At 57.5% G+C, this 19,885-nt stretch carries 26 protein-coding genes; all 26 read left to right on the plus strand.

What is annotated here, in order from left to right; translation table 11 throughout:
- Positions 1–6: 6 nt before the first annotated feature.
- Complete coding sequence (locus AADJ11_RS09975; RefSeq protein WP_341234362.1) at positions 7–423, plus strand: ASCH domain-containing protein; 417 nt, start codon at positions 7–9, stop codon at positions 421–423.
- On the plus strand, positions 423–2,372 hold the full coding sequence (locus AADJ11_RS09980; RefSeq protein WP_341234363.1) for an acetyl/propionyl/methylcrotonyl-CoA carboxylase subunit alpha: 1,950 nt from the start codon (positions 423–425) through the stop codon (positions 2,370–2,372). The genes AADJ11_RS09975 and AADJ11_RS09980 overlap by 1 nt, the downstream gene beginning before the upstream one ends.
- Entirely contained in the window at positions 2,369–3,022 is a 654-nt protein-coding gene (locus AADJ11_RS09985) for a glutathione S-transferase family protein (protein WP_341234364.1), read from the plus strand. The genes AADJ11_RS09980 and AADJ11_RS09985 overlap by 4 nt, the downstream gene beginning before the upstream one ends.
- A 53-nt stretch (positions 3,023–3,075) precedes the next feature.
- On the plus strand, positions 3,076–3,933 hold the full coding sequence (locus AADJ11_RS09990) for a hydroxymethylglutaryl-CoA lyase (protein WP_341234365.1): 858 nt from the start codon (positions 3,076–3,078) through the stop codon (positions 3,931–3,933).
- Positions 3,933–4,718, plus strand: coding sequence for a crotonase/enoyl-CoA hydratase family protein (locus AADJ11_RS09995; protein ID WP_341234366.1), 786 nt, complete (start codon positions 3,933–3,935; stop codon positions 4,716–4,718). The genes AADJ11_RS09990 and AADJ11_RS09995 overlap by 1 nt, the downstream gene beginning before the upstream one ends.
- Positions 4,719–4,773: 55 nt before the next feature.
- Positions 4,774–5,673, plus strand: a complete 900-nt coding sequence (locus AADJ11_RS10000) for an NAD(P)-dependent oxidoreductase (protein ID WP_341234367.1) — start codon at positions 4,774–4,776, stop codon at positions 5,671–5,673.
- A 180-nt stretch (positions 5,674–5,853) separates the two neighbouring features.
- Positions 5,854–6,219 carry an NADH-quinone oxidoreductase subunit A gene (locus AADJ11_RS10005; RefSeq protein WP_093915956.1) on the plus strand — a complete coding sequence of 122 codons (366 nt, stop codon included), beginning with the start codon at positions 5,854–5,856 and terminating at the stop codon, positions 6,217–6,219.
- Entirely contained in the window at positions 6,210–6,746 is a 537-nt protein-coding gene (locus AADJ11_RS10010) for an NADH-quinone oxidoreductase subunit B family protein (protein ID WP_341234368.1), read from the plus strand. Before AADJ11_RS10005 ends, AADJ11_RS10010 begins: the two co-directional genes overlap by 10 nt.
- A gap of 9 nt (positions 6,747–6,755) precedes the next feature.
- Complete coding sequence (locus tag AADJ11_RS10015; protein WP_341234369.1) at positions 6,756–7,361, plus strand: NADH-quinone oxidoreductase subunit C; 606 nt, start codon at positions 6,756–6,758, stop codon at positions 7,359–7,361.
- Entirely contained in the window at positions 7,361–7,534 is a 174-nt protein-coding gene (locus tag AADJ11_RS10020; protein ID WP_175498533.1) for a hypothetical protein, read from the plus strand. The genes AADJ11_RS10015 and AADJ11_RS10020 overlap by 1 nt, the downstream gene beginning before the upstream one ends.
- A complete protein-coding gene (locus tag AADJ11_RS10025; RefSeq protein ID WP_341234488.1) occupies positions 7,534–8,757 on the plus strand; it encodes an NADH-quinone oxidoreductase subunit D in 1,224 nt (407 codons plus the stop codon). The genes AADJ11_RS10020 and AADJ11_RS10025 overlap by 1 nt, the downstream gene beginning before the upstream one ends.
- Before the next feature lie 81 nt (positions 8,758–8,838).
- The gene (locus AADJ11_RS10030) at positions 8,839–10,113 is read left to right on the plus strand and encodes an NADH-quinone oxidoreductase subunit E (RefSeq protein ID WP_341234370.1); all 1,275 of its coding nucleotides are present in this window, start codon (positions 8,839–8,841) and stop codon (positions 10,111–10,113) included.
- Between the two features lie 32 nt (positions 10,114–10,145).
- A complete protein-coding gene (locus AADJ11_RS10035; protein ID WP_341234371.1) occupies positions 10,146–10,988 on the plus strand; it encodes an endonuclease in 843 nt (280 codons plus the stop codon).
- Positions 10,989–11,010: 22 nt separating this feature from the next.
- Positions 11,011–11,238, plus strand: coding sequence for a DUF5337 domain-containing protein (locus AADJ11_RS10040; protein WP_341234372.1), 228 nt, complete (start codon positions 11,011–11,013; stop codon positions 11,236–11,238).
- A 73-nt stretch (positions 11,239–11,311) separates the two neighbouring features.
- Entirely contained in the window at positions 11,312–12,607 is a 1,296-nt protein-coding gene (nuoF, locus tag AADJ11_RS10045) for an NADH-quinone oxidoreductase subunit NuoF (protein WP_341234373.1), read from the plus strand.
- 7 nt (positions 12,608–12,614) lie between these two features.
- Positions 12,615–13,022, plus strand: a complete 408-nt coding sequence (locus AADJ11_RS10050) for an MAPEG family protein (RefSeq protein ID WP_341234374.1) — start codon at positions 12,615–12,617, stop codon at positions 13,020–13,022.
- Between the two features lie 92 nt (positions 13,023–13,114).
- Positions 13,115–13,609 (plus strand): DUF3291 domain-containing protein, encoded by a 495-nt coding sequence (locus tag AADJ11_RS10055; protein WP_341234375.1) that lies wholly within the window; start codon positions 13,115–13,117, stop codon positions 13,607–13,609.
- A 4-nt stretch (positions 13,610–13,613) separates the two neighbouring features.
- Positions 13,614–13,940, plus strand: a complete 327-nt coding sequence (locus AADJ11_RS10060) for a hypothetical protein (RefSeq protein ID WP_341234376.1) — start codon at positions 13,614–13,616, stop codon at positions 13,938–13,940.
- Between the two features lie 116 nt (positions 13,941–14,056).
- Positions 14,057–14,458 carry a DUF5333 domain-containing protein gene (locus AADJ11_RS10065; protein ID WP_341234377.1) on the plus strand — a complete coding sequence of 134 codons (402 nt, stop codon included), beginning with the start codon at positions 14,057–14,059 and terminating at the stop codon, positions 14,456–14,458.
- A 4-nt stretch (positions 14,459–14,462) separates the two neighbouring features.
- The gene (gene nuoG, locus AADJ11_RS10070) at positions 14,463–16,478 is read left to right on the plus strand and encodes an NADH-quinone oxidoreductase subunit NuoG (RefSeq protein WP_341234378.1); all 2,016 of its coding nucleotides are present in this window, start codon (positions 14,463–14,465) and stop codon (positions 16,476–16,478) included.
- A gap of 14 nt (positions 16,479–16,492) precedes the next feature.
- Positions 16,493–16,861 (plus strand): hypothetical protein, encoded by a 369-nt coding sequence (locus AADJ11_RS10075; RefSeq protein WP_341234489.1) that lies wholly within the window; start codon positions 16,493–16,495, stop codon positions 16,859–16,861.
- Positions 16,862–16,867: 6 nt separating this feature from the next.
- Entirely contained in the window at positions 16,868–17,908 is a 1,041-nt protein-coding gene (gene nuoH / locus AADJ11_RS10080) for an NADH-quinone oxidoreductase subunit NuoH (RefSeq protein ID WP_341234379.1), read from the plus strand.
- 4 nt (positions 17,909–17,912) lie between these two features.
- Positions 17,913–18,401: an NADH-quinone oxidoreductase subunit NuoI gene (nuoI, locus tag AADJ11_RS10085; RefSeq protein WP_093915968.1), complete on the plus strand. Its 489-nt coding sequence runs from the start codon at positions 17,913–17,915 to the stop codon at positions 18,399–18,401.
- Complete coding sequence (locus AADJ11_RS10090) at positions 18,398–18,799, plus strand: carboxymuconolactone decarboxylase family protein (RefSeq protein WP_341234380.1); 402 nt, start codon at positions 18,398–18,400, stop codon at positions 18,797–18,799. Before nuoI ends, AADJ11_RS10090 begins: the two co-directional genes overlap by 4 nt.
- Positions 18,796–19,398: an NADH-quinone oxidoreductase subunit J gene (locus tag AADJ11_RS10095; RefSeq protein ID WP_341234381.1), complete on the plus strand. Its 603-nt coding sequence runs from the start codon at positions 18,796–18,798 to the stop codon at positions 19,396–19,398. The genes AADJ11_RS10090 and AADJ11_RS10095 overlap by 4 nt, the downstream gene beginning before the upstream one ends.
- A 177-nt stretch (positions 19,399–19,575) precedes the next feature.
- A complete protein-coding gene (nuoK, locus tag AADJ11_RS10100) occupies positions 19,576–19,881 on the plus strand; it encodes an NADH-quinone oxidoreductase subunit NuoK (RefSeq protein WP_093916121.1) in 306 nt (101 codons plus the stop codon).
- The last annotated feature ends 4 nt before the right edge of the window (positions 19,882–19,885 follow it).

Raw genomic sequence — 19,885 nt, forward strand, 5'->3', positions numbered from 1 at the left:
ATCGCTATGACCAAGACATTGCAAGAGATCGTCGATGCCAACCCAGACGCGGAAACATTCCGCTTTGGCGACAACCCGAAGCTCTGCGCGGATATCATCGCGCTGGTGCGTGCGGGCAAGAAAACAGCCACCTGCGAGGCCGCGTCGGCTTACGGCGCGGGCGGTGATGCCTACCCCGAGGTGGGCCGCCGCGATATCGCGCTGAATTGGGACGGCACGCCTGCCTTTATGATCGAAACAGTCGAGGTCTCGACCCGGCGTTTTAACGAAATGGACGCCGAGTTTGTTGCCGCACAGGGGGAGTTTCGTGATCTGAACGACTGGCGCGCCAGTTACGAGGCGTATTTCCATCGCACCTGCGGGTTCAAACCGGACATGAAACTGATGTGCGAACGCTTCACCTTGATCGAGGATTACGCCTGATGTTTGATACAATTTTGATTGCGAACCGGGGCGAGATTGCCTGCCGCGTGATGGAAACGGCCCAAGCGATGGGCGTGCGCTGTGTGGCGGTGTATTCGGACGCGGACCGAGGGGCGAAACATGTGGCGATGGCGGATGTGGCCGTACATATTGGCGGGTCGGCCCCGGCGGATAGCTATCTGCGTGGGGATGTGATCATTCAGGCGGCGCTGGACACAGGCGCGCAGGCGATCCACCCGGGCTATGGTTTTCTGTCAGAGAACCCCGATTTCGTCGACGCTGTCGAGGCAGCGGGTCTGGTGTTTATCGGACCATCAGCATCGGCGATCCGCGCGATGGGATTAAAGGACGCCGCTAAGGCGTTGATGGTAAAAGCAGGCGTGCCGGTTGTTCCGGGCTATCACGGGGCGGATCAGGACGATGCATTACTGGCAGCCGAGGCCGACAAAATCGGCTATCCGGTGTTGATCAAGGCCGTCGCGGGCGGCGGTGGCAAGGGCATGCGTCTGGTCGAAGCGGCGGATGGTTTTCAAGCGGCGCTGGATAGCGCGCGGTCCGAGGCTAAAACCGCCTTTGGCAATGCCGATGTGCTGGTCGAGAAATTCGTGACCAAGCCGCGCCATATCGAGGTGCAGGTGTTTGGCGATGGCACAAGCGCTGTGCATCTGTTCGAACGCGATTGTTCGCTGCAACGCCGCCACCAAAAAGTGATCGAGGAAGCACCAGCCCCCGGCATGACGCCTGAAATGCGCGAGGCCATGGGGCAGGCGGCAGTGACGGCAGCCGAGGCGATTGGCTATGCTGGTGCGGGCACCATCGAATTTATCGTGGACGGGTCCGATGGTCTGCGCCCCGACGGGTTTTTCTTTATGGAGATGAACACGCGGTTGCAGGTCGAACATCCCGTAACCGAGGCGATCACTGGCGTTGATCTGGTCGAATGGCAATTGCGCGTGGCGGCGGGGGAAAGCCTGCCAATGCGTCAGGATGAGTTGAGCATTCAGGGCCACGCCTTTGAGGCGCGGCTGTACGCGGAAGACGTGCCAAAAGGGTTCCTGCCCGCGACGGGGACATTGTCGCATCTGGCATTTGAAAAAGGTTGCCGTGCCGATAGCGGCGTGCGCGCGGGCGATACGATCAGCCCATTTTATGACCCGATGATTGCCAAGATCATTGTCCATGGACCGACGCGGGAAATCGCCTTGTCCAAGCTGCGGTCGGCGTTGAATCACTGCGAAGTGGGTGGCACCGTCACGAACCTTGCGTTTCTCGGGGCACTTGCAGGGCATGACGGCTTTGGCGCGGGCGATGTCGATACCGGGCTGATCGGCCGTGAGATCGACAGCCTGACCGTCGCGCCTGATGTGCAACCGCGTCACGCGGCGCTGGCGGGGATGGCGGCGTTGGGTTTGTTGGACCCGGCGGAGGATGCGGGTTTCACCTTGTGGCAACCTTTGCTGCGTCAGGTCGGTTTGACCTGGGGCGGCGAGGATCATCTGTTGAAGGTGCAGGTCATGTCGCCGCGTGAACAGATTTGGCAGATAGATGGCACCGAGGTGACTGCGCAGCGGGTCGGCGCCGGCTGGCAAGTTGGCGGGCAAACCGCAGCGTCAGTTGCGGTGCATCCGGGGCAGGTCACGGTCTTTGACGGCTACGGGCTTGTCTTTGATGTGATCGACCCGCTGGCGCGCGCTGCCGGTGGCCATGGTGATGGCAATCTGGTCGAGGCACCGATGCCGGGGTTGGTGCGCAGTGTTGATGCCGTTGTCGGGCAATCTGTTGCCAAGGGCGACCGTCTGGCCGTGCTTGAGGCGATGAAGATGGAGCACAGCCTGCTGGCCGCGCGCGATGGAGTGGTGGCAGAGGTGCTGGCCATTGCGGGCGATCAGGTCGAAGCGGGGGCGGCTTTGGTTCGGCTAGAGGCCGAAACCGAGGAAGGCACCGCATGATCACGCTGCATCACGCGGAACAGACCCGCTCCATGCGTACGCTATGGCTGCTGAACGAGCTGGACGTGCCGTTCGAAGTGGTCGTGCACCCGTTCGACAAATCCCTGCGCGATCCCGCCTATCTAGCGATTTCGCCCGCGGGGCGGGTGCCATCGCTGGAAATCGACGGGCAGACGATGTTCGAAACAGGGGCCATTGGCGAATATCTGTGCGAACGGTTCAGCTCGGACGGCCTTGGCCGGATGCCCGGATCAGAGGATCGCATGGCGTGGCTGACATGGATGCATTTCGCCGAAACCCTGTCGCAACATTGCGCAGCACTGACCCAGCAGCATATCGCCCTGCGCGATGACAGCATGCGCAGCCCGATTGTAATGAAGCTGGAAGCCGCTAGGGTGGTGAAATGCTATGATGCAATTGAGGCGCGGCTGGAGGGGCGCGATCATTTGCTAAGCAGTGGCTTTACGGCGGCGGATATCGGAGTGGGGCAGGCGGTCTATATGGCGCAACATTTTGCCAAACTGGACGCGCATCCACGGGTGGCGGACTGGTACCAGCGCATTTCAGGGCGCGCGGGTTTCCAGAAATCACTGCCCCAAGGGGCACCTTTGTTTGCGCAGTCGTTCTTTGAACCTTGGCCGATCGTGTGAGGCCAATGGCGTTACTTTGAGTTTATTTGGCAAAATGAAGGGGAGGGACGGAGATGAACAAAGGCGTTTGTGAGATATTCGAGGTGGGGCCACGCGACGGGCTTCAGAACGAGGCGCGCGAAATTCCGGTGGCCGAGAAGATTGCCTTGGTTGATTTGCTAAGTCGGGCGGGGTTTTCGCGGATCGAAATCGCCAGCTTTGTCAGCCCCAAATGGGTGCCGCAGATGGCAGGATCGGGCGAGGTGTTGGCCGGGATCAAACGGGCCAAGGGCGTCCGCTATGCGGCGTTGACGCCGAACATGCGCGGGTACGAGGATGCGGTGGCGGCGAAAGCCGACGAGATCGCGATCTTTGCGTCCGCCAGTGAAGGGTTCAGCCAGAAGAATATCAACGCCAGCATCGACGAAGCGTTCGAGCGTTTTGCCCCCATTCTGGAAGAGGCGCGTCATGTGGACATGCCTGTGAGGGGGTATGTGTCTTGCGTTATTGAATGCCCCTATGACGGGGCCATCGCGCCTGCGCAGGTTGCGGCTGTAGCGGACAGGTTGTTTGCAATGGGCTGTTATGAGGTGTCGCTGGGCGATACCATCGGGGCAGGGACGCCGGACACGATTGCAAAGATGTTGCTGGCGGTGCGCGATGTGGTGCCGGTTGGGCGGCTTGCGGGGCATTTTCACGACACCAACGGGCGGGCGATCGATAACATCGATGCGTCGCTGTCCATGGGGGTGCGTGTGTTTGATGCGGCCGTGGGTGGGCTTGGCGGCTGTCCCTTTGCCCCCGGTGCTGCGGGCAATGTGGCGACCGAAGCGGTGAACGCCCATCTGACGGCATTGGGATATGAAACGGGGCTGGATCAAGCATTGATCGAGGAAGCCGCGGCCTTGGCACGGCAGATGAGGAACGGTTGATGTTCGAGACGATCAAGATTGAAACGGGCCCGCGCGGGGTCGCCACGCTGACCCTTGCGCGGGAGGAAAAGCACAACGCCATGTCGGCGCAGATGATCGCGGAGCTGACACAGGCGGCGGCGCAGCTGGGCGCTGATGATGCGGTGCGGGTGGTTGTGTTGACCGGTGCCGGCAAAAGCTTTTGCGCAGGTGGCGATCTGGGCTGGATGCAAGCGCAGCGCGATATGGATGCCGCCACGCGGTCGGCCGAGGCAGGCAAGCTGGCCACGATGCTGGGCGCGCTGAACACGCTGCCGAAGCCGTTGATCGGGCGGGTGCAGGGCAATGCCTTTGGCGGCGGGGTTGGCATGGCGTCGGTCTGCGATGTGGCGATTGGTGTCGATACCCTCAAGATGGGGTTCACCGAGACACGGCTGGGCATCATTCCCGCGACTATCGGGCCATATGTGCTGGCGCGCATGGGCGAAGGGCGCGCGCGCCGTGTGTTCATGTCGGCGCGGCTGTTTGATGCGCAAGAGGCCGTCGATCTGGGGCTGTTGGCGCGGATCGTTCCGGCAAACGATCTGGATAGCGCAATCGAGGCTGAAGTCGTGCCGTATCTGTCTTGTGCGCCCGGTGCCGTGGCCGCAGCAAAGCAATTGGCACGCGATTTAGGTCCCCGCATTGACGCCGATGTGGTCGCGCACACCATCGCAGCATTAGCCGCAAGATGGGAGACCGAGGAAGCCGCCGAAGGCATTGGTGCCTTTTTCGACAAGCGCAAGCCAGCTTGGGCCTCGGGTTGATTTAACCGTGCATTAAGTTACGTCGCCCTTGAGCGGGAGTATTGAGGGAAATATCATGCGGATTTTGTTTACTGGCGGCAGCGGCAAGGCGGGGCGGCATGTGGTGCCCTATCTGATCGACCAAGGGCATCAGCTGTTGAATGTCGACCTTGAACCGCTGGATCACCCCGGCGTCGATAACCGCATTGCGGACATCACCGATGCGGGGCAGATGTTTGACGTGATGCAAAGCTATGCCAATCTGGCCGAGCTGGAACCGGGCAAGGGCATGCCTGCGTTCGATGCCGTTGTGCATTTTGCAGCGATCCCGCGCATTCTGATCCGGTCTGACAACGAGACATTCCGCGTTAACACCATGGGCACCTATAATGTCATCGATGCGGCGCTCAAGGCAGGGGTGCGCAAGGTGATCTTTGCCTCCTCCGAGACGACTTATGGCATCTGTTTCGCGGATGGAGAGATGAAGCCGCAGTATATTCCCATAGATGAGGAACACCCGACCGTTCCCCATGACAGCTATGCTATGTCCAAGGTCTGCAACGAGGCGACAGCGCGCAGTTTTCAGGCGCGGACGGGGGCCGATATCTATGGGCTTCGAATCAACAACGTGATCGAGCCTGATGAATATGCGCGTATTTTTCCCGATTTTATCGACGACCCCGACCAGCGTCGCCGCAATATATTTGCCTATATCGATGCGCGTGATCTGGGGCAGATGGTGGCGCGGTGTTTGGCGACCGATGGCTTGGGCTATGAGGTGTTTAACGTCGCCAATGACGACCATTCGGTGGACCGCACAACAGACGAGCTGATCCAGCACCATTATAAGGATGTGCCGAAAACCCGCGAGATGGGCCAAAACGAGACATTTTTCACCAATAAAAAGGCGCGCGATATGCTGGGCTTTGCCCCGGAGCACAGCTGGCGCGACTATGTCGATCCACCCGGAAAATAACACGCTGCACGTTTATTGATCTGACCGTGATCGCGCCATAATCGCGTCTGGAAATGGATGCTTCAAATGTGGCGGGTTCTGTTGACCCGGACGTAGCAGGGGGGTAAACCCCAATCAGTTGGGTTTGCCGCCTGACAGGTAAGGCGCATTGTCGCCCCCCATACGCAAAGGAGCTTCCCCTTGGACGAGATGATGCGGGAATACCTGCCAATCCTTATTTTCTTGGCCGTGGCCATTGGTCTTGGCCTTGTTTTAATGTTGGCAGCCGTGGTGATCGCGGTGCGCAATCCAGACCCTGAAAAAGTGTCGGCGTATGAATGTGGCTTTAACGCATTTGACGATGCGCGGATGAAATTTGATGTGCGGTTCTACCTCGTGTCGATTCTTTTCATCATTTTCGATCTCGAAATTGCATTTCTCTTTCCCTGGGCGGTCGCCTTTCAGGATGTGAGCATGGCCGGTTTCTGGTCGATGATGGTGTTCCTGGCCGTGCTTACCGCCGGCTTTGCATATGAGTGGAAAAAGGGAGCTTTGGAATGGCAGTAGCAGCCGCGGGGGCCAATACGGCCGGGATGGACCGTGATGTGGCCACCCAAAACCTGAACAAGGAATTGCAGGACAAGGGTTTTCTGCTGACCTCGACCGAGGATCTGATCAACTGGGCGCGTACCGGTTCGCTGCATTGGATGACATTCGGTCTGGCCTGCTGTGCGGTCGAGATGATGCACACCTCGATGCCACGCTATGACCTTGAACGCTTTGGCACTGCGCCGCGCGCTAGCCCGCGTCAGTCCGACTTGATGATCGTTGCGGGGACCTTGACCAACAAGATGGCACCGGCCCTGCGCAAGGTCTACGACCAGATGCCCGAACCACGCTATGTGATCTCGATGGGGTCCTGCGCCAATGGCGGTGGCTATTACCACTACAGCTATTCTGTCGTGCGCGGCTGTGACCGGATCGTGCCGGTTGACATCTACGTACCCGGCTGCCCCCCAACGGCAGAGGCGCTGTTGTACGGCATCATGCAATTGCAGCGCAAAATGCGCCGCACCGGCACAATTGTTCGCTAAGGGGCTGATATGTCAGAACAACTGAACGAACTTGGCGCGTATATCGAGGCAAAACGCCCCGATTGCATCTTGGGCTGGGAAATCGCCCATGGTGAGCTGAACATGGATGTGACCCAGGCCAATCTGCCGGGTCTGGTGGAATTTATCAAAAGCGATGCAACCTGCCGTCTGACGTCTTTGGTCGACATCACCGCTGTGGATTACCCCGGTCGGGCCAAACGCTTCGACGTGATCTATCACTTCCTGTCGATGTTCCAGAACCACCGCATTCGGCTGCGCGTCGCCGCCCGCGAAGAAGACATGGTGCCGTCTATTGTCGCCATCCACCCTTCGGCCAACTGGTTCGAACGTGAAGTATTCGACATGTTCGGCATCCTGTTCGCAGGGCACCCCGATTTGCGCCGTTTGCTGACCGATTATGGCTTCCGCGGCCATCCGCTGCGCAAGGATTTTCCGACAACTGGCTATACCGAAGTTCGCTATGACGAGGTTGAAAAGCGCGTCGTTTATGAACCCGTGTCCCTGGTTCAGGAATACCGCCAGTTTGATTTCATGTCCCCATGGGAAGGCGCTGAATACATCCTTCCGGGTGACGAAAAGCCGGAGGCCAAATAATGGGAGGCCTGTGGTGGTTCATTCTTTCGGCCCTGACAATCATCCCGATGGTGAAGATTTTGCCGTTTTTCGGCATCAACAAATATTGGTCCGTGGCCTGCGTGGTCCCCTTTGGCACGATTGCGTTGCTGTGGTGGGTGGGCCTAAAACTGACCGAGTTGGAGCGTAAATGATGGACGGCACCAAAGGTTTCGAAGACGCCCTGACCGGCGAACAGAAAATCCGCAATTTCAACATCAACTTTGGCCCGCAACACCCGGCGGCCCACGGCGTTTTGCGTCTGGTGCTTGAGCTGGACGGCGAGATTGTCGAACGTTGCGATCCGCATATCGGTCTGCTGCACCGTGGTACCGAAAAGCTGATGGAAAGCCGGACCTATCTGCAAAACCTGCCGTATTTCGACCGGCTGGATTATGTGGCCCCGATGAACCAAGAACACGCCTGGTGTCTGGCCATTGAAAAGCTGACTGGCGTTGTTGTGCCACGCCGCGCGTCGCTGATCCGCGTACTCTATTCCGAAATTGGCCGGATCCTGTCGCACCTGCTGAACGTGACCACGCAGGCGATGGACGTTGGCGCGCTGACCCCGCCGCTGTGGGGCTTTGAAGAGCGCGAAGATCTGATGATCTTTTATGAACGGGCCTGTGGTGCGCGTCTGCACGCGGCCTATTTCCGCCCCGGCGGTGTTCATCAGGATTTGCCGCCAGCCTTGCTGGACGATATCGAAACATGGTCGCATAAATTTCTGTCGGGCTTCATGGTCGACATCGACGAATTGCTGACCGAAAACCGCATTTTCAAGCAACGCAATGTCGATATCGGCGTTGTCAGTGCTCAAGACATCCAAGACTGGGGTTTCTCGGGCGTGATGGTACGCGGCTCCGGCATGGCATGGGATTTGCGTCGCGCAGAACCCTATGAATGTTATGATGAATTTGAGTTCCAAATCCCGACCGGCGTGAATGGCGATTGCTATGACCGCTATCTGGTCCGGATGGAAGAAATGCGCCAATCCACCTACATCATCCAGCAGGCGATCGCGAAATTGCGCGAACCCGAAGGGCAGGGCGATGTGTTGGCACGTGGCAAGATCACACCACCCAGCCGGTCCGCGATGAAGACCGATATGGAAAGCCTGATCCACCACTTCAAACTCTATACCGAAGGGTTCCACGTCCCCGCCGGCGAAGTCTATTGCGCGGTCGAAGCGCCGAAAGGCGAATTCGGCGTGTATCTTGTCGCGGATGGCACCAACAAACCCTACCGCGCGAAACTGCGCGCACCGGGCTATTTGCACCTGCAAGCGATGGATTACCTGGCCAAGGGCCACCAGCTGGCGGATGTCGCGGCGATCATCGGTACCATGGATATCGTCTTTGGCGAGGTTGACCGTTGATCGGACCCGCCATTTTCATTTTGCCAAATAAACTCCCGCCGGAGGCGCCTGCCGTCTCTGCCAGAACGAAAGCCTGATCTGATGCTGCGCCGTCTACACCCTGACCAACCGACAAGCTTTGCCTTTACCCCTGACAACCAGGTATGGGCCGAAGCGCAGATCACCAAATACCCCGAAGGCCGTCAGGCTTCGGCAATCATTCCACTGCTCTGGCGCGCGCAAGAGCAAGAGGGCTGGCTCAGCCGTCCTGCGATTGAACATGTGTCTGAAATGCTGGGGCTGGCCTATATCCGCGGTCTCGAAGTTGCGACGTTCTATTTCATGTTCCAGTTGCAGCCCGTGGGCGAAGTGGCTCATTTCCAGATTTGCGGCACGACGTCTTGCATGATTTGCGGTGCCGAAGACCTGATCAAGGTCTGCAAAGACAAGATCGCAGCCCAACCGCATCAAATCAGCGCAGATGGCAAATTCTCTTGGGAAGAAGTTGAATGTCTGGGCGCGTGTTCAAACGCGCCGATGGCCCAGATCGGCAAAGACTATTACGAAGACCTGACGACCGAAGGCTTCGCTACAATGATCGACGAGATGGCAGAGGGGAAAGTTCCTGTTCCCGGCCCTCAGAACGGTCGCTACGCGTCCGAGCCCTTGTCGGGTTTGACCAGCCTCACAGATCACGACAGCGGTAAAACCCAATATAACGCAAGCGTGCAGCTGGCGGTGGATATTGGCGATACTATCAAACGGATTGACGGGACCGAGGTGCCATTTACAGCACCTTGGCAAGGCAAAGCCGCTGGTAAGGTCTCCAAAAAAGCGACAGCACGCGATGATCAAATGCCCCCAAGCGGCCCCGATGGCGCGCAAGGCGGACGCACTGCGGCAGAAAAATCTGCACCGCGCAATGTTGGCGACAGCTCTGACCAAAAGTCAGAGGCACCGGGCGAAGCCAAGGGCGACAAGGCCATCGCCAAACCCGCTCAAGGCAGCGTCGCACCCGAACCCAAGACACCTGCGCCCAAACCCGGCATTGCTGTCTCGGCGGAAAAGAATGCTGATGCCATGGGCACCAAACCTGCAACTCTGGACGCCCCGCGCGGCGGTGCTGCGGATAACCTCAAGCTGATCAAGGGCGTCGGTCCCAAGCTTGAAAAGCTGGTGAATGACCTTGGTTTCTTCCACTTTGACCAGGTCGCAAGCTGGACAGCGGATGAGCTGGCTTGGGTGGATCAGCACCTTGCCGGGTTCAAAGGACGTGCGAGCCGTGATGGCTGGATTGACCAAGCTAAAAAGCTGGCCGCAGGCGAGGAAACAGAATTCTCGTCCCGCGCCAAAAAAGATGATATCTATAAAGGATAATTAATCATCTTGAATGGTATGAAGGGACGAACATGACAAGTTTAACGGAAAAAGAAGAGTGTAAACGTGGGTGCACGCGGTGGGGGGCTGGTATTGGCCTTGTTGCCGCTCTTTTGTTTTGGTTGGTTTTCGGCTGGGGCTTCTTCATGTCGTTGATCTTGGGCATCGTCCTGGGTCTTATCGCGTATTTCGTGCTTGTGACTATGTGGTGTAGCAAGGTCGTTGATGCACCTGCTCAAGCATCGGCACCAGCGCCTGCGCCGACACCCGCACCTGCAGCGCCGGTATCTGCGGCACCTGCATCCGGATCCCACGCCACTGCATCTGCCGATGTTGGCGGTGCCGCGTCCGAGGCCACAGCCGGTACATCTGCTGCCGCAGTGACAGAAAAGGCAGCGTTTTCAGGTGTCAAACCTAGCAAACCCTTGAAGGGCCAAGAAGAACTGGCCGCGCGCAAGGGGAGCTATAAATACGAGGCCCCTAAAGCCGAGAAAGCAGCGCCCAAAAAAGCAGCGACCAAAAAAGCACCTGCTAAAAAGGCCGCTGCGCCTAAGAAAGCCGCACCAGCGGCGTCGGCGGATATTCCTGCCGCAGCCGTTGAAAACCAGCCTGAGACCTTGACGCAACCACGGGCAGGTGGGGCGGATGACCTCAAGCTGATCAGCGGTGTTGGACCCAAGCTGGAACAGACCTTGAACGAACTTGGCTTCTATCACTTTGATCAGATTGCCAAATGGGGACCCGATGAAATTACGTGGGTCGATGCGCGGGTACGTTTCAAGGGCCGTATTCAGCGGGACAATTGGATGGCGCAGGCGGCAACCTTGGCCGCTGGCGGGGAAACCGAATTCTCTGCTCGCAAAAAGAAAAGCTAAAGCCTGATATGGTGCCTGACAGATGACCGAAGAAGAAAACATCGCACTTGCCCGCAAGGGTCGGATGGTGGCGTTGGTTATTGCAGGCACCATGTTGCTTTGGATCGCATTGCAATGGGCCGCGCCGTATTTCGGTTTGCCGGGGCGCTATGCATTGTTGTTTGATTTTGCGGCCCTAGCTGCCCTGATCTGGGCGATGGTGAATATCTACCAGATGCGCAAGGCCCGAACGGCCAGCCGCGACGGTTAAAAGAAAACGCGGTACGCCGCACAGGAATAGAACAGTAAGCGCAGCACGGCTGCGAGACATAAAGGCAAGCAATATGCTCCAGGATCAAGACCGCATCTTTACCAATATCTATGGTATGCACGACCGGACGCTGAAAGGCGCGCAGGCGCGTGGCCATTGGGATGGCACTGCGAATATCCTGAAGAATGGCCGCGAATGGATCATTGACCAGATGAAAGCGTCTGGCCTGCGTGGTCGTGGTGGTGCGGGCTTCCCGACTGGTCTGAAATGGTCCTTCATGCCCAAGGAAAGCGACGGTCGCCCCAGCTATTTGGTGGTGAATGCGGATGAATCCGAACCCGGCACCTGTAAAGACCGTGAAATTATGCGCCACGATCCGCACACGCTGATCGAAGGGTGTCTGATCGCCAGCTTCGCGATGCAGGCCAACGCATGCTACATCTACATCCGTGGCGAATATATCCGCGAGCGCGAGGCGCTTCAGGCCGCGATTGACGAGGCCTATGATGCCGGTCTGGTCGGCAAGAATGCCTGCAAATCCGGTTATGATTTCGACATTTACCTGCACCACGGGGCGGGGGCCTATATCTGCGGCGAAGAAACCGCATTGCTGGAAAGCCTTGAAGGTAAAAAAGGCATGCCCCGTATGAAGCCACCATTCCCTGCGGGGGCTGGCCTTTATGGTTGCCCGACCACAGTGAACAACGTGGAATCGATTGCCGTTGTGCCCACGATCCTGCGCCGTGGGCCCGAGTGGTTTTCGAGCTTTGGACGCCCGAACAATGCGGGCACCAAGCTGTTTGCGATTTCCGGCCACGTAAACAACCCTTGCGTCGTCGAAGAAGCGATGAGCATCGGTTTTGAAGAGCTGATTGAAAAGCATTGCGGCGGTATTCGCGGCGGCTGGGACAACCTCAAGGCGGTTATTCCGGGCGGGTCGTCCGTTCCGATGATCCCCGGCGCGCAGATGCGCGACGCGATTATGGATTTCGATTACCTGCGCGAGCAACGGTCCGGTCTGGGTACGGCGGCGGTGATTGTCATGGATAACTCCACCGACGTGATCAAGGCGATCTGGCGTTTGGCCAAGTTCTACAAGCACGAAAGCTGTGGCCAATGCACGCCCTGCCGCGAAGGGACCGGCTGGATGATGCGTGTGATGGATCGTCTGGTGACCGGCGATGCCGAACCGGCTGAAATCGATATGCTATTGGACGTGACCAAGCAGGTTGAAGGTCACACGATCTGTGCCCTTGGCGATGCGGCAGCCTGGCCAATTCAGGGTCTGATCCGCCACTTCCGCGACGAAATCGAAGATCGTATCAAGCACAAGCGAACCGGCCGCGTCAGCGCCGTCGCAGCGGAGTAAAAACACTATGGAAGCCTTCGCCACCTATAGCCACGCCATCACATCGCTTGCCCTTTGGGCACTGATCGTCAACGTATTGGGTATGATATCAATCCGTGGCCGCACGCCCGAGGGGCGCTGCGACTGTGGCAAGCCCAAGCGGAACTATGACGACCCTGTCTACCGCAGTGAACGCGCATTCATGAACGCCGTTGAAAACAGTGGCCCGTTCATCGCGGCGACGGTTGCGGCTATTTTGATCGGTGCATCGCCGTTCTGGGTGAACCTGCTGGCGTCGATCTTTATCGTGGCACGTATCGGGATGGCGGTTGTCCATATACGCACAACAAATCAGCCCGCGCGGTCGGCATGTTTTGCGACAGGGATGTTTTGCATTTTCGGGTTGGTGATTATGACAATCGTGGCGGCATTCTAGGCAGGGGTCGCGGGGTTTTATCCCTAGGCCATCATGTGTCGTCCGGGCAAACGTTGGATGATGTGGTGCCCCTCGCAAGATAGGAGACGGTGATGAAAGACATGCATCTGGCAGAATTGAACGTAGGCCGGCTTTTGGCCCCCACGGATGATCCGCGTGTTGCTGAATTCATGGACAACCTTGACCGGATCAACAGTTTGGGCAAACGGATGCCCGGTTTTGTGTGGATGATGGAAGGGTCGGGCGAGCCGGGCACCGGCAACACCGAGGCCAAGATAGGCGACGATCCCCAGCATGTGTCGAACCTGACCGTTTGGGAAGATGTCGAAACACTTGAGCAATTTGTCTGGGGGACGATCCACAAGCAGTTTTATGCCCGTCGCGCTGAATGGTTCGAGGTTTTGGGCAAGATGCATTTCGTAATGTGGTGGGTGCCAAAGGGCCACCAACCTACCCTAGAAGAAGCGTTGGCGCGTTTGGACCATCTGCGCGAACACGGCGACAGCGACCATGCTTTTGGCTGGGCGCATCTGAAACAGGCAACCCGTTGGCGCACCGACGGATGCCAGGCCATTGCGGCGGAGTAATAAGATGAGATTTTTTGTAATTGCTTTGACAATAGTTGCTGCTGTGGCCGGGTGCTCTTCCCGAGAGGACCGGATCGCGTTTGACGGCATATATTTCAATACCAAGCTAAGTAAAGTTGACGGTCAACGTGATGTATTCACGCTGTTGGTCAAGAACGCATCGCAGTCTATCGATGGTGCCCGAGAGGCGGCCCGCTATGACGCGACCTCCTATTGTGTGAACAACTATGGCAGTTCCGACATCGCTTGGGTCGTTGGCCCCGACAGCCCTGCCGATGATCTTGTCCTTGTTGATGATAGTTTGACCTTTTCTGGGTCTTGCCCTTCTTGATGGATTGCGCGACACACCGCATGCAAATGGCTGATTTCGGGATGTTATTGTATAACAACGGCGTCAGTTCCCATATGCAGAAGGGGCATTCTGCCCCCCTGCATGAGGAGAGTAAAATGCGTAACGTTTTAACTGCTGTATTATCTGTGGCGCTGCTGGCCAGCCCGGCTGCCGCCAAGCCTGCTTTGCGTGATGTGCCTGCCGTGGATGACGCGCTGCTGGATTTGGGCTTGGCCGACCAGATTCGCAAAGAGTGCCCCGATATTTCCGCCCGCTTTCTGCGCGCCATCAGCTATTTGAATAATATTCACCAAACAGCGAGAACCTTGGGCTATACAGAAGCCCAAATTGATGCATACCGGAAAAGCCCGGCGGAAAAAGCGCGTATGAAAGCCCGTGGCGCTGCATATTTAGAGGCAAATGGGGTCGATACTTCGGACCCACAAAGCTATTGTACGCTTGGGCGTGCAGAAATCCAAAAATCGAGCCGTATCGGTTCGTTACTGAGAGCGAAATAAGCATATGAGCGATATCCGCAAAATCATCATTGACGGTAAAGAAGTCGAAGTCGAAGGGGCGATGACGCTTATTCAGGCTTGCGAGGAAGTGGGCGTGGAAATTCCGCGTTTCTGCTATCACGAGCGGCTGTCGATCGCGGGTAACTGCCGGATGTGCCTTGTTGAAGTTGTGGGCGGCCCGCCCAAGCCTGCCGCATCTTGTGCGATGCAGGTGCGCGATTTGCGCCCCGGCCCCGAAGGCCAGCCGCCTGTCGTTAAAACCAATTCGCCCATGGTTAAAAAGGCCCGCGAGGGCGTGATGGAATTTTTGCTGATCAACCACCCGCTGGATTGCCCGATCTGCGACCAGGGCGGCGAATGTGATTTGCAAGATCAGGCGATGGCCTACGGCGTTGATTTCAGCCGCTACCGCGAACCCAAACGCGCGACCGAAGACCTTGATCTGGGGCCACTGGTCGAAACCCACATGACGCGCTGCATTTCCTGCACCCGCTGCGTGCGTTTCACCACCGAAGTTGCCGGTATTCACCAGATGGGCCAGACGGGCCGTGGTGAAGACGCCGAGATTACAGCCTATCTAGGTCAGACCCTTGATTCGAACCTGCAGGGCAATATCATCGATTTGTGCCCCGTTGGTGCGTTGGTGTCGAAACCCTACGCCTTTACCGCCCGTCCCTGGGAATTGTCCAAGACCGAATCCATTGATGTGATGGACGCGCTTGGGTCGAACATCCGCGTTGATACCAAAGGCCGCGAAGTCATGCGCATGTTGCCGCGCAACCATGATGGCGTGAACGAGGAATGGATTTCCGACAAAACGCGTTTCGTTTGGGACGGCCTGCGCCGCCAGCGTTTGGACACACCCTATATCCGTGAAAACGGCAAGCTGCGCAAAGCTGAATGGCCCGAAGCATTGGCCGCCGCCGCGGCTGCCATGAAGGGCAAAAAGGTTGCGGGCCTGATCGGTGATCTGGTTCCGGTTGAGGCTGCATTCGCGCTGAAGCAGCTGATCGAGGGGCAGGGTGGCGTTGTCGAATGCCGCACCGATGGTGCAAAACTGCCTGCTGGAAACCGGTCCGGCTATGTTGGTACCGCGACCATCGAAGACATTGATACGGCTAAGGCGATCATGTTGATCGGCACGAACCCGGCTGTTGAGGCTCCGGTTCTGAACGCCCGCATTCGCAAGGCTTGGGCTCGCGGCGCTGATATTGGCCACGTCGGCCCCGCCGCCGATCTGACCTATGATCACGCGCATCTGGGCAATGGTCCTGCGGTTCTGAATGATCTGCTGACACGCGATCACTCTGACGTTGCTGAGAAACCTTCGCTGGTAATCGTTGGCATGGGCGCTTTGGCCCGCGAAGATGGTGCTGCTGTTCTGGCCGCCGCGATGGCACTGGCCGAGGCAACGAAATCCGGCTTTATGGTGCTGCACACCGCCGCGTCCCGCGTGGGTGCAATGGATATCGGCGCTGTGACAGACGGCGGTGTTACCGACGTCGTGGCCGCTGATGTTGTCTATAACCTTGGTGCGGACGAGGGCGATGTGCCTGCTGGTCCTTTCGTGATCTATCAGGGCAGCCATGGCGATCGGGGTGCACATCGCGCCGACATCATCCTGCCGGGTGCCGCCTATACCGAGGAAGCCGGGTTGTTCGTCAACACCGAAGGGCGTCCTCAATTGGCGGCGCGTGCCAGCTTTGCGCCCGGTCAGGCCAAGGAAAACTGGGCCATCCTGCGCGCGCTGAGCGCCGAGATGGGCGCGACCTTGCCGTTTGATTCCCTGGCAGCCTTGCGCAAGGTGTTGGTGGCAGAGGTTCCTCATCTGGGCGATATCGATCAGGTTGCTGCAAACGACTGGGCCGCTTTGCCACAGGCCGAAATGGACAGCGCGGCGTTCCAGCCTGCGATTACCGATTTCTATCTGTCCAACCCCATCGCGCGGGCCAGCGAGCTGATGGCGGAACTTTCGGCGAATGCCAAAGCCCGCCGCGAAGCGCCCATGGCGGCGGAGTGAGGGTTTTGGGGATGATGATGATCCCTGTTATGATGGCCGGCTGCGAGGCGCAGGCCCCCATGGCAGAGGATTTCATTCCCGATTATCAGGGCGTGGAAACCAAATTGCTGGATGGTGATTTGGTGCAGTTTAACGTGGCCATGACCAAGGCGCGGTCGGCCGAGAATGTGGCGGACTATGCGGAATGCGCTGCGGCGCGGTATACCTTGATCCGGGGCTTTGGATTTGCCCGCCATGTGCGTACAAATGTTGAGATCGTGGGTGGCGTCTGGCACGCAGATGCTGTTTACACCATCTCGCCAAGCCTGCCACGGGGCTTGAAGACAATTGATGCCGAAGTGACCGTGCAAAACTGCATGGAACGCGGCATACCGACGGTGTGAGGACCTATGGCTGACTTCTTTTTTAACACCACGCTTGGCACGATCCTTCTGATCATTGGCCAGATTCTCTTGATCGTAGTGCCGTTGCTGCTGGCGCTGGCCTTCTTGATGTATGCAGACCGCAAGATCTGGGCGAGCGTTCAGCTGCGCCGCGGGCCGAACGTGGTTGGTGTGTACGGCTTGCTGCAATCCTTTGCGGATTTCGGCAAATACATCGTCAAAGAGATCGTGGTGCCCGCCGGTGCAGACCGGCCCGTATTTTTCATGGCCCCCATGGTCACTTTGGTCATGGCGCTGGTTGCCTGGGCCGTGATCCCGTTCAATGACGGTTGGGTGTTGTCCGACATCAACGTGGCGATCCTGTTTGTCTTCGCAGTTTCCTCACTCGAGGTATATGGTGTGATCATGGGCGGCTGGGCCTCGAACTCCAAATACCCGTTCCTTGGCAGCTTGCGTTCTGCGGCGCAGATGATCTCTTACGAGGTGTCTATCGGGTTGATCATCATCGGTGTGATTATCTCGACGGGTTCGATGAACTTTAGCGGGATCGTTGCGGCGCAAGACAGCAATTACGGATTGCTAAGCTGGTATTGGTTGCCACACTTCCCGATGCTGATCTTGTTCTTTATCAGTGCCTTGGCCGAAACAAACCGCCCCCCGTTCGATCTGCCGGAAGCGGAATCAGAATTGGTTGCGGGCTATCAGGTTGAATACTCCTCGACACCATTCCTGCTGTTCATGATCGGCGAACTGGTTGCCGTCGTTCTGATGTGCGCGCTGATCTCGTTGATGTTCTTTGGCGGTTGGTTGTCCCCCATTCCGGGTCTGCCCGATGGCATCTTCTGGATGGTCGCCAAAATGGGTCTGGTGTTCTTCTTCTTCTCCTTGGTCAAGGCGATTACACCACGCTACCGCTATGACCAGCTGATGCGTTTGGGCTGGAAGGTCTTCCTGCCGTTCTCGCTGTTCTGGGTGGTTTTCGTGGCCTTTGCGGCAAAATTCGAATGGTTCTGGGGTGTTTACGCACGCTGGACAGTAGGGGGCTGATCCGATGACAGACTACACCCGTCACGCCAAATATTTCCTGTTGCAGGATTTCTATCACGGTCTGAAGCTGGGCATTAAGTATATGTTCAAGCCCAAGGCGACGATCAACTACCCCCATGAAAAGGGGCCATTGTCGCCGCGTTTCCGTGGTGAACATGCCCTGCGCCGCTATGCCAATGGCGAAGAGCGTTGCATCGCGTGCAAACTTTGCGAGGCGGTATGCCCGGCGCAAGCGATTACAATTGACGCGGAACCGCGTGAAGACGGCAGCCGCCGCACAACGCGCTATGACATCGACATGACAAAATGCATCTACTGTGGCTTCTGTCAGGAAGCCTGCCCCGTCGATGCGATTGTTGAGGGCCCGAATTTTGAATTCTCGACCGAAACCCGCGAAGAGCTGTATTATGACAAGGCCAAGTTGCTGGAAAACGGCGACCGCTGGGAAGCCGAAATTGCGCGCAATCTTGAGATGGACGCACCCTACAGATGACCCAAACGCCCAACCCTTTTGAAGAAATGATGCGTCAGATGCAGGAAATGGCCAAAGCCTTTCCGGCGATGGATGCCTTTTCGACCAAAGGGTTCGAGGCGATGATGGGCAAGATGCCCAAAGACATGATGGAAACGCTGTTTGGCAACACGATGAACCCTGACGGGTTGGATGCCAAAACGCGGATGTTGCTGACGATTTCGGGCCTGACCATGCAGGGCGCGCAGAACGAAATGGCGCTAAGACAGGCTGTTGTGCACGCGATTGAAGCGGGCGCACATAAGCAGCAAGTGATTGAGACGATTGGACAGATGGCGGTTTTTGCCGGTATCCCCGCCATGACCCGCGCGATGCAAATTGCGCAGGACGTGCTGGATGACAAGGAAGGTGACGCATGAGCGTTTTTGCATTTTATCTTTTTGCGATCAGCGTGATTGCAGGCGGGCTCTTTACCGTGATCAGCCGTAACCCGGTGCATTCGGTACTGTGGTTGATTTTGGCCTTCCTCAGCGCGGCAGGTCTGTTCGTGATGTTGAACGCTGAATTCGTGGCGATGCTGCTGATCATCGTTTATGTGGGCGCGGTTGCGGTCTTGTTCCTGTTTGTCGTCATGATGCTGGACGTTGATTTCGCTGAGCTTAAGGCGGAAATGGCGCGCTATATGCCGCTGGGTTTGCTGATCGGGTTGATCGTTTTGATGCAATTCGTGATGGCTTTTGGCGCATGGGATGCCAACGCCGCCGCCGAAGGGCTGCGCACCCAAGTGGTTAGCGACGAGGTGCAAAACACTGCCGCTTTGGGTTTGATCCTGTATGACGAATATTTCCTGCTGTTCCAGCTGTCCGGCTTGATCCTGCTGGTTGCGATGATCGGGGCGATCGTCCTGACGCTGCGCCATCGTGGTGATGTGAAACGCCAAGACGTGGTTGCGCAGATGATGCGCGATCCGGCCAAGGCGATGAAATTGAATGATGTGAAACCGGGGCAGGGCCTGTAAGGGCTGCCCGAACAAGGATGTGATCCGATGTCGCGAACTACAATTGTTGTGTTGGTTGTCGTGCTGATCGTTGTTTTCGGCGGCTACAATATCATCGGATAACGGCTGGATAAGGGGCTAAGCCCCACCGCCAAGAACTAAAGAACGCCCGATCCGGGCAAAGAACCGAGGGACGACATGATCGGAATTGAACATTACCTGACAGTGGCGGCGACGCTTTTTGTCATTGGCATTTTCGGGCTATTCCTGAACCGCAAGAACATCATCATCATGTTGATGTCGATCGAGCTTATGCTGCTTGCGGTGAACATTAACTTCGTCGCGTTCTCGCATTTCTTGGGCGATTTGGTGGGGCAGGTCTTTACCCTTTTCGTTCTGACAGTCGCCGCTGCCGAAGCTGCGATTGGTCTGGCCATTCTGGTCTGCTTCAACCGCAACCGTGGATCTATCGCGGTTGAAGACGTCAACGTGATGAAGGGCTAAGATC

The sequence above is a fragment of the uncultured Sulfitobacter sp. genome (genome assembly GCF_964021855.1).
Classification (GTDB): domain Bacteria; phylum Pseudomonadota; class Alphaproteobacteria; order Rhodobacterales; family Rhodobacteraceae; genus Sulfitobacter.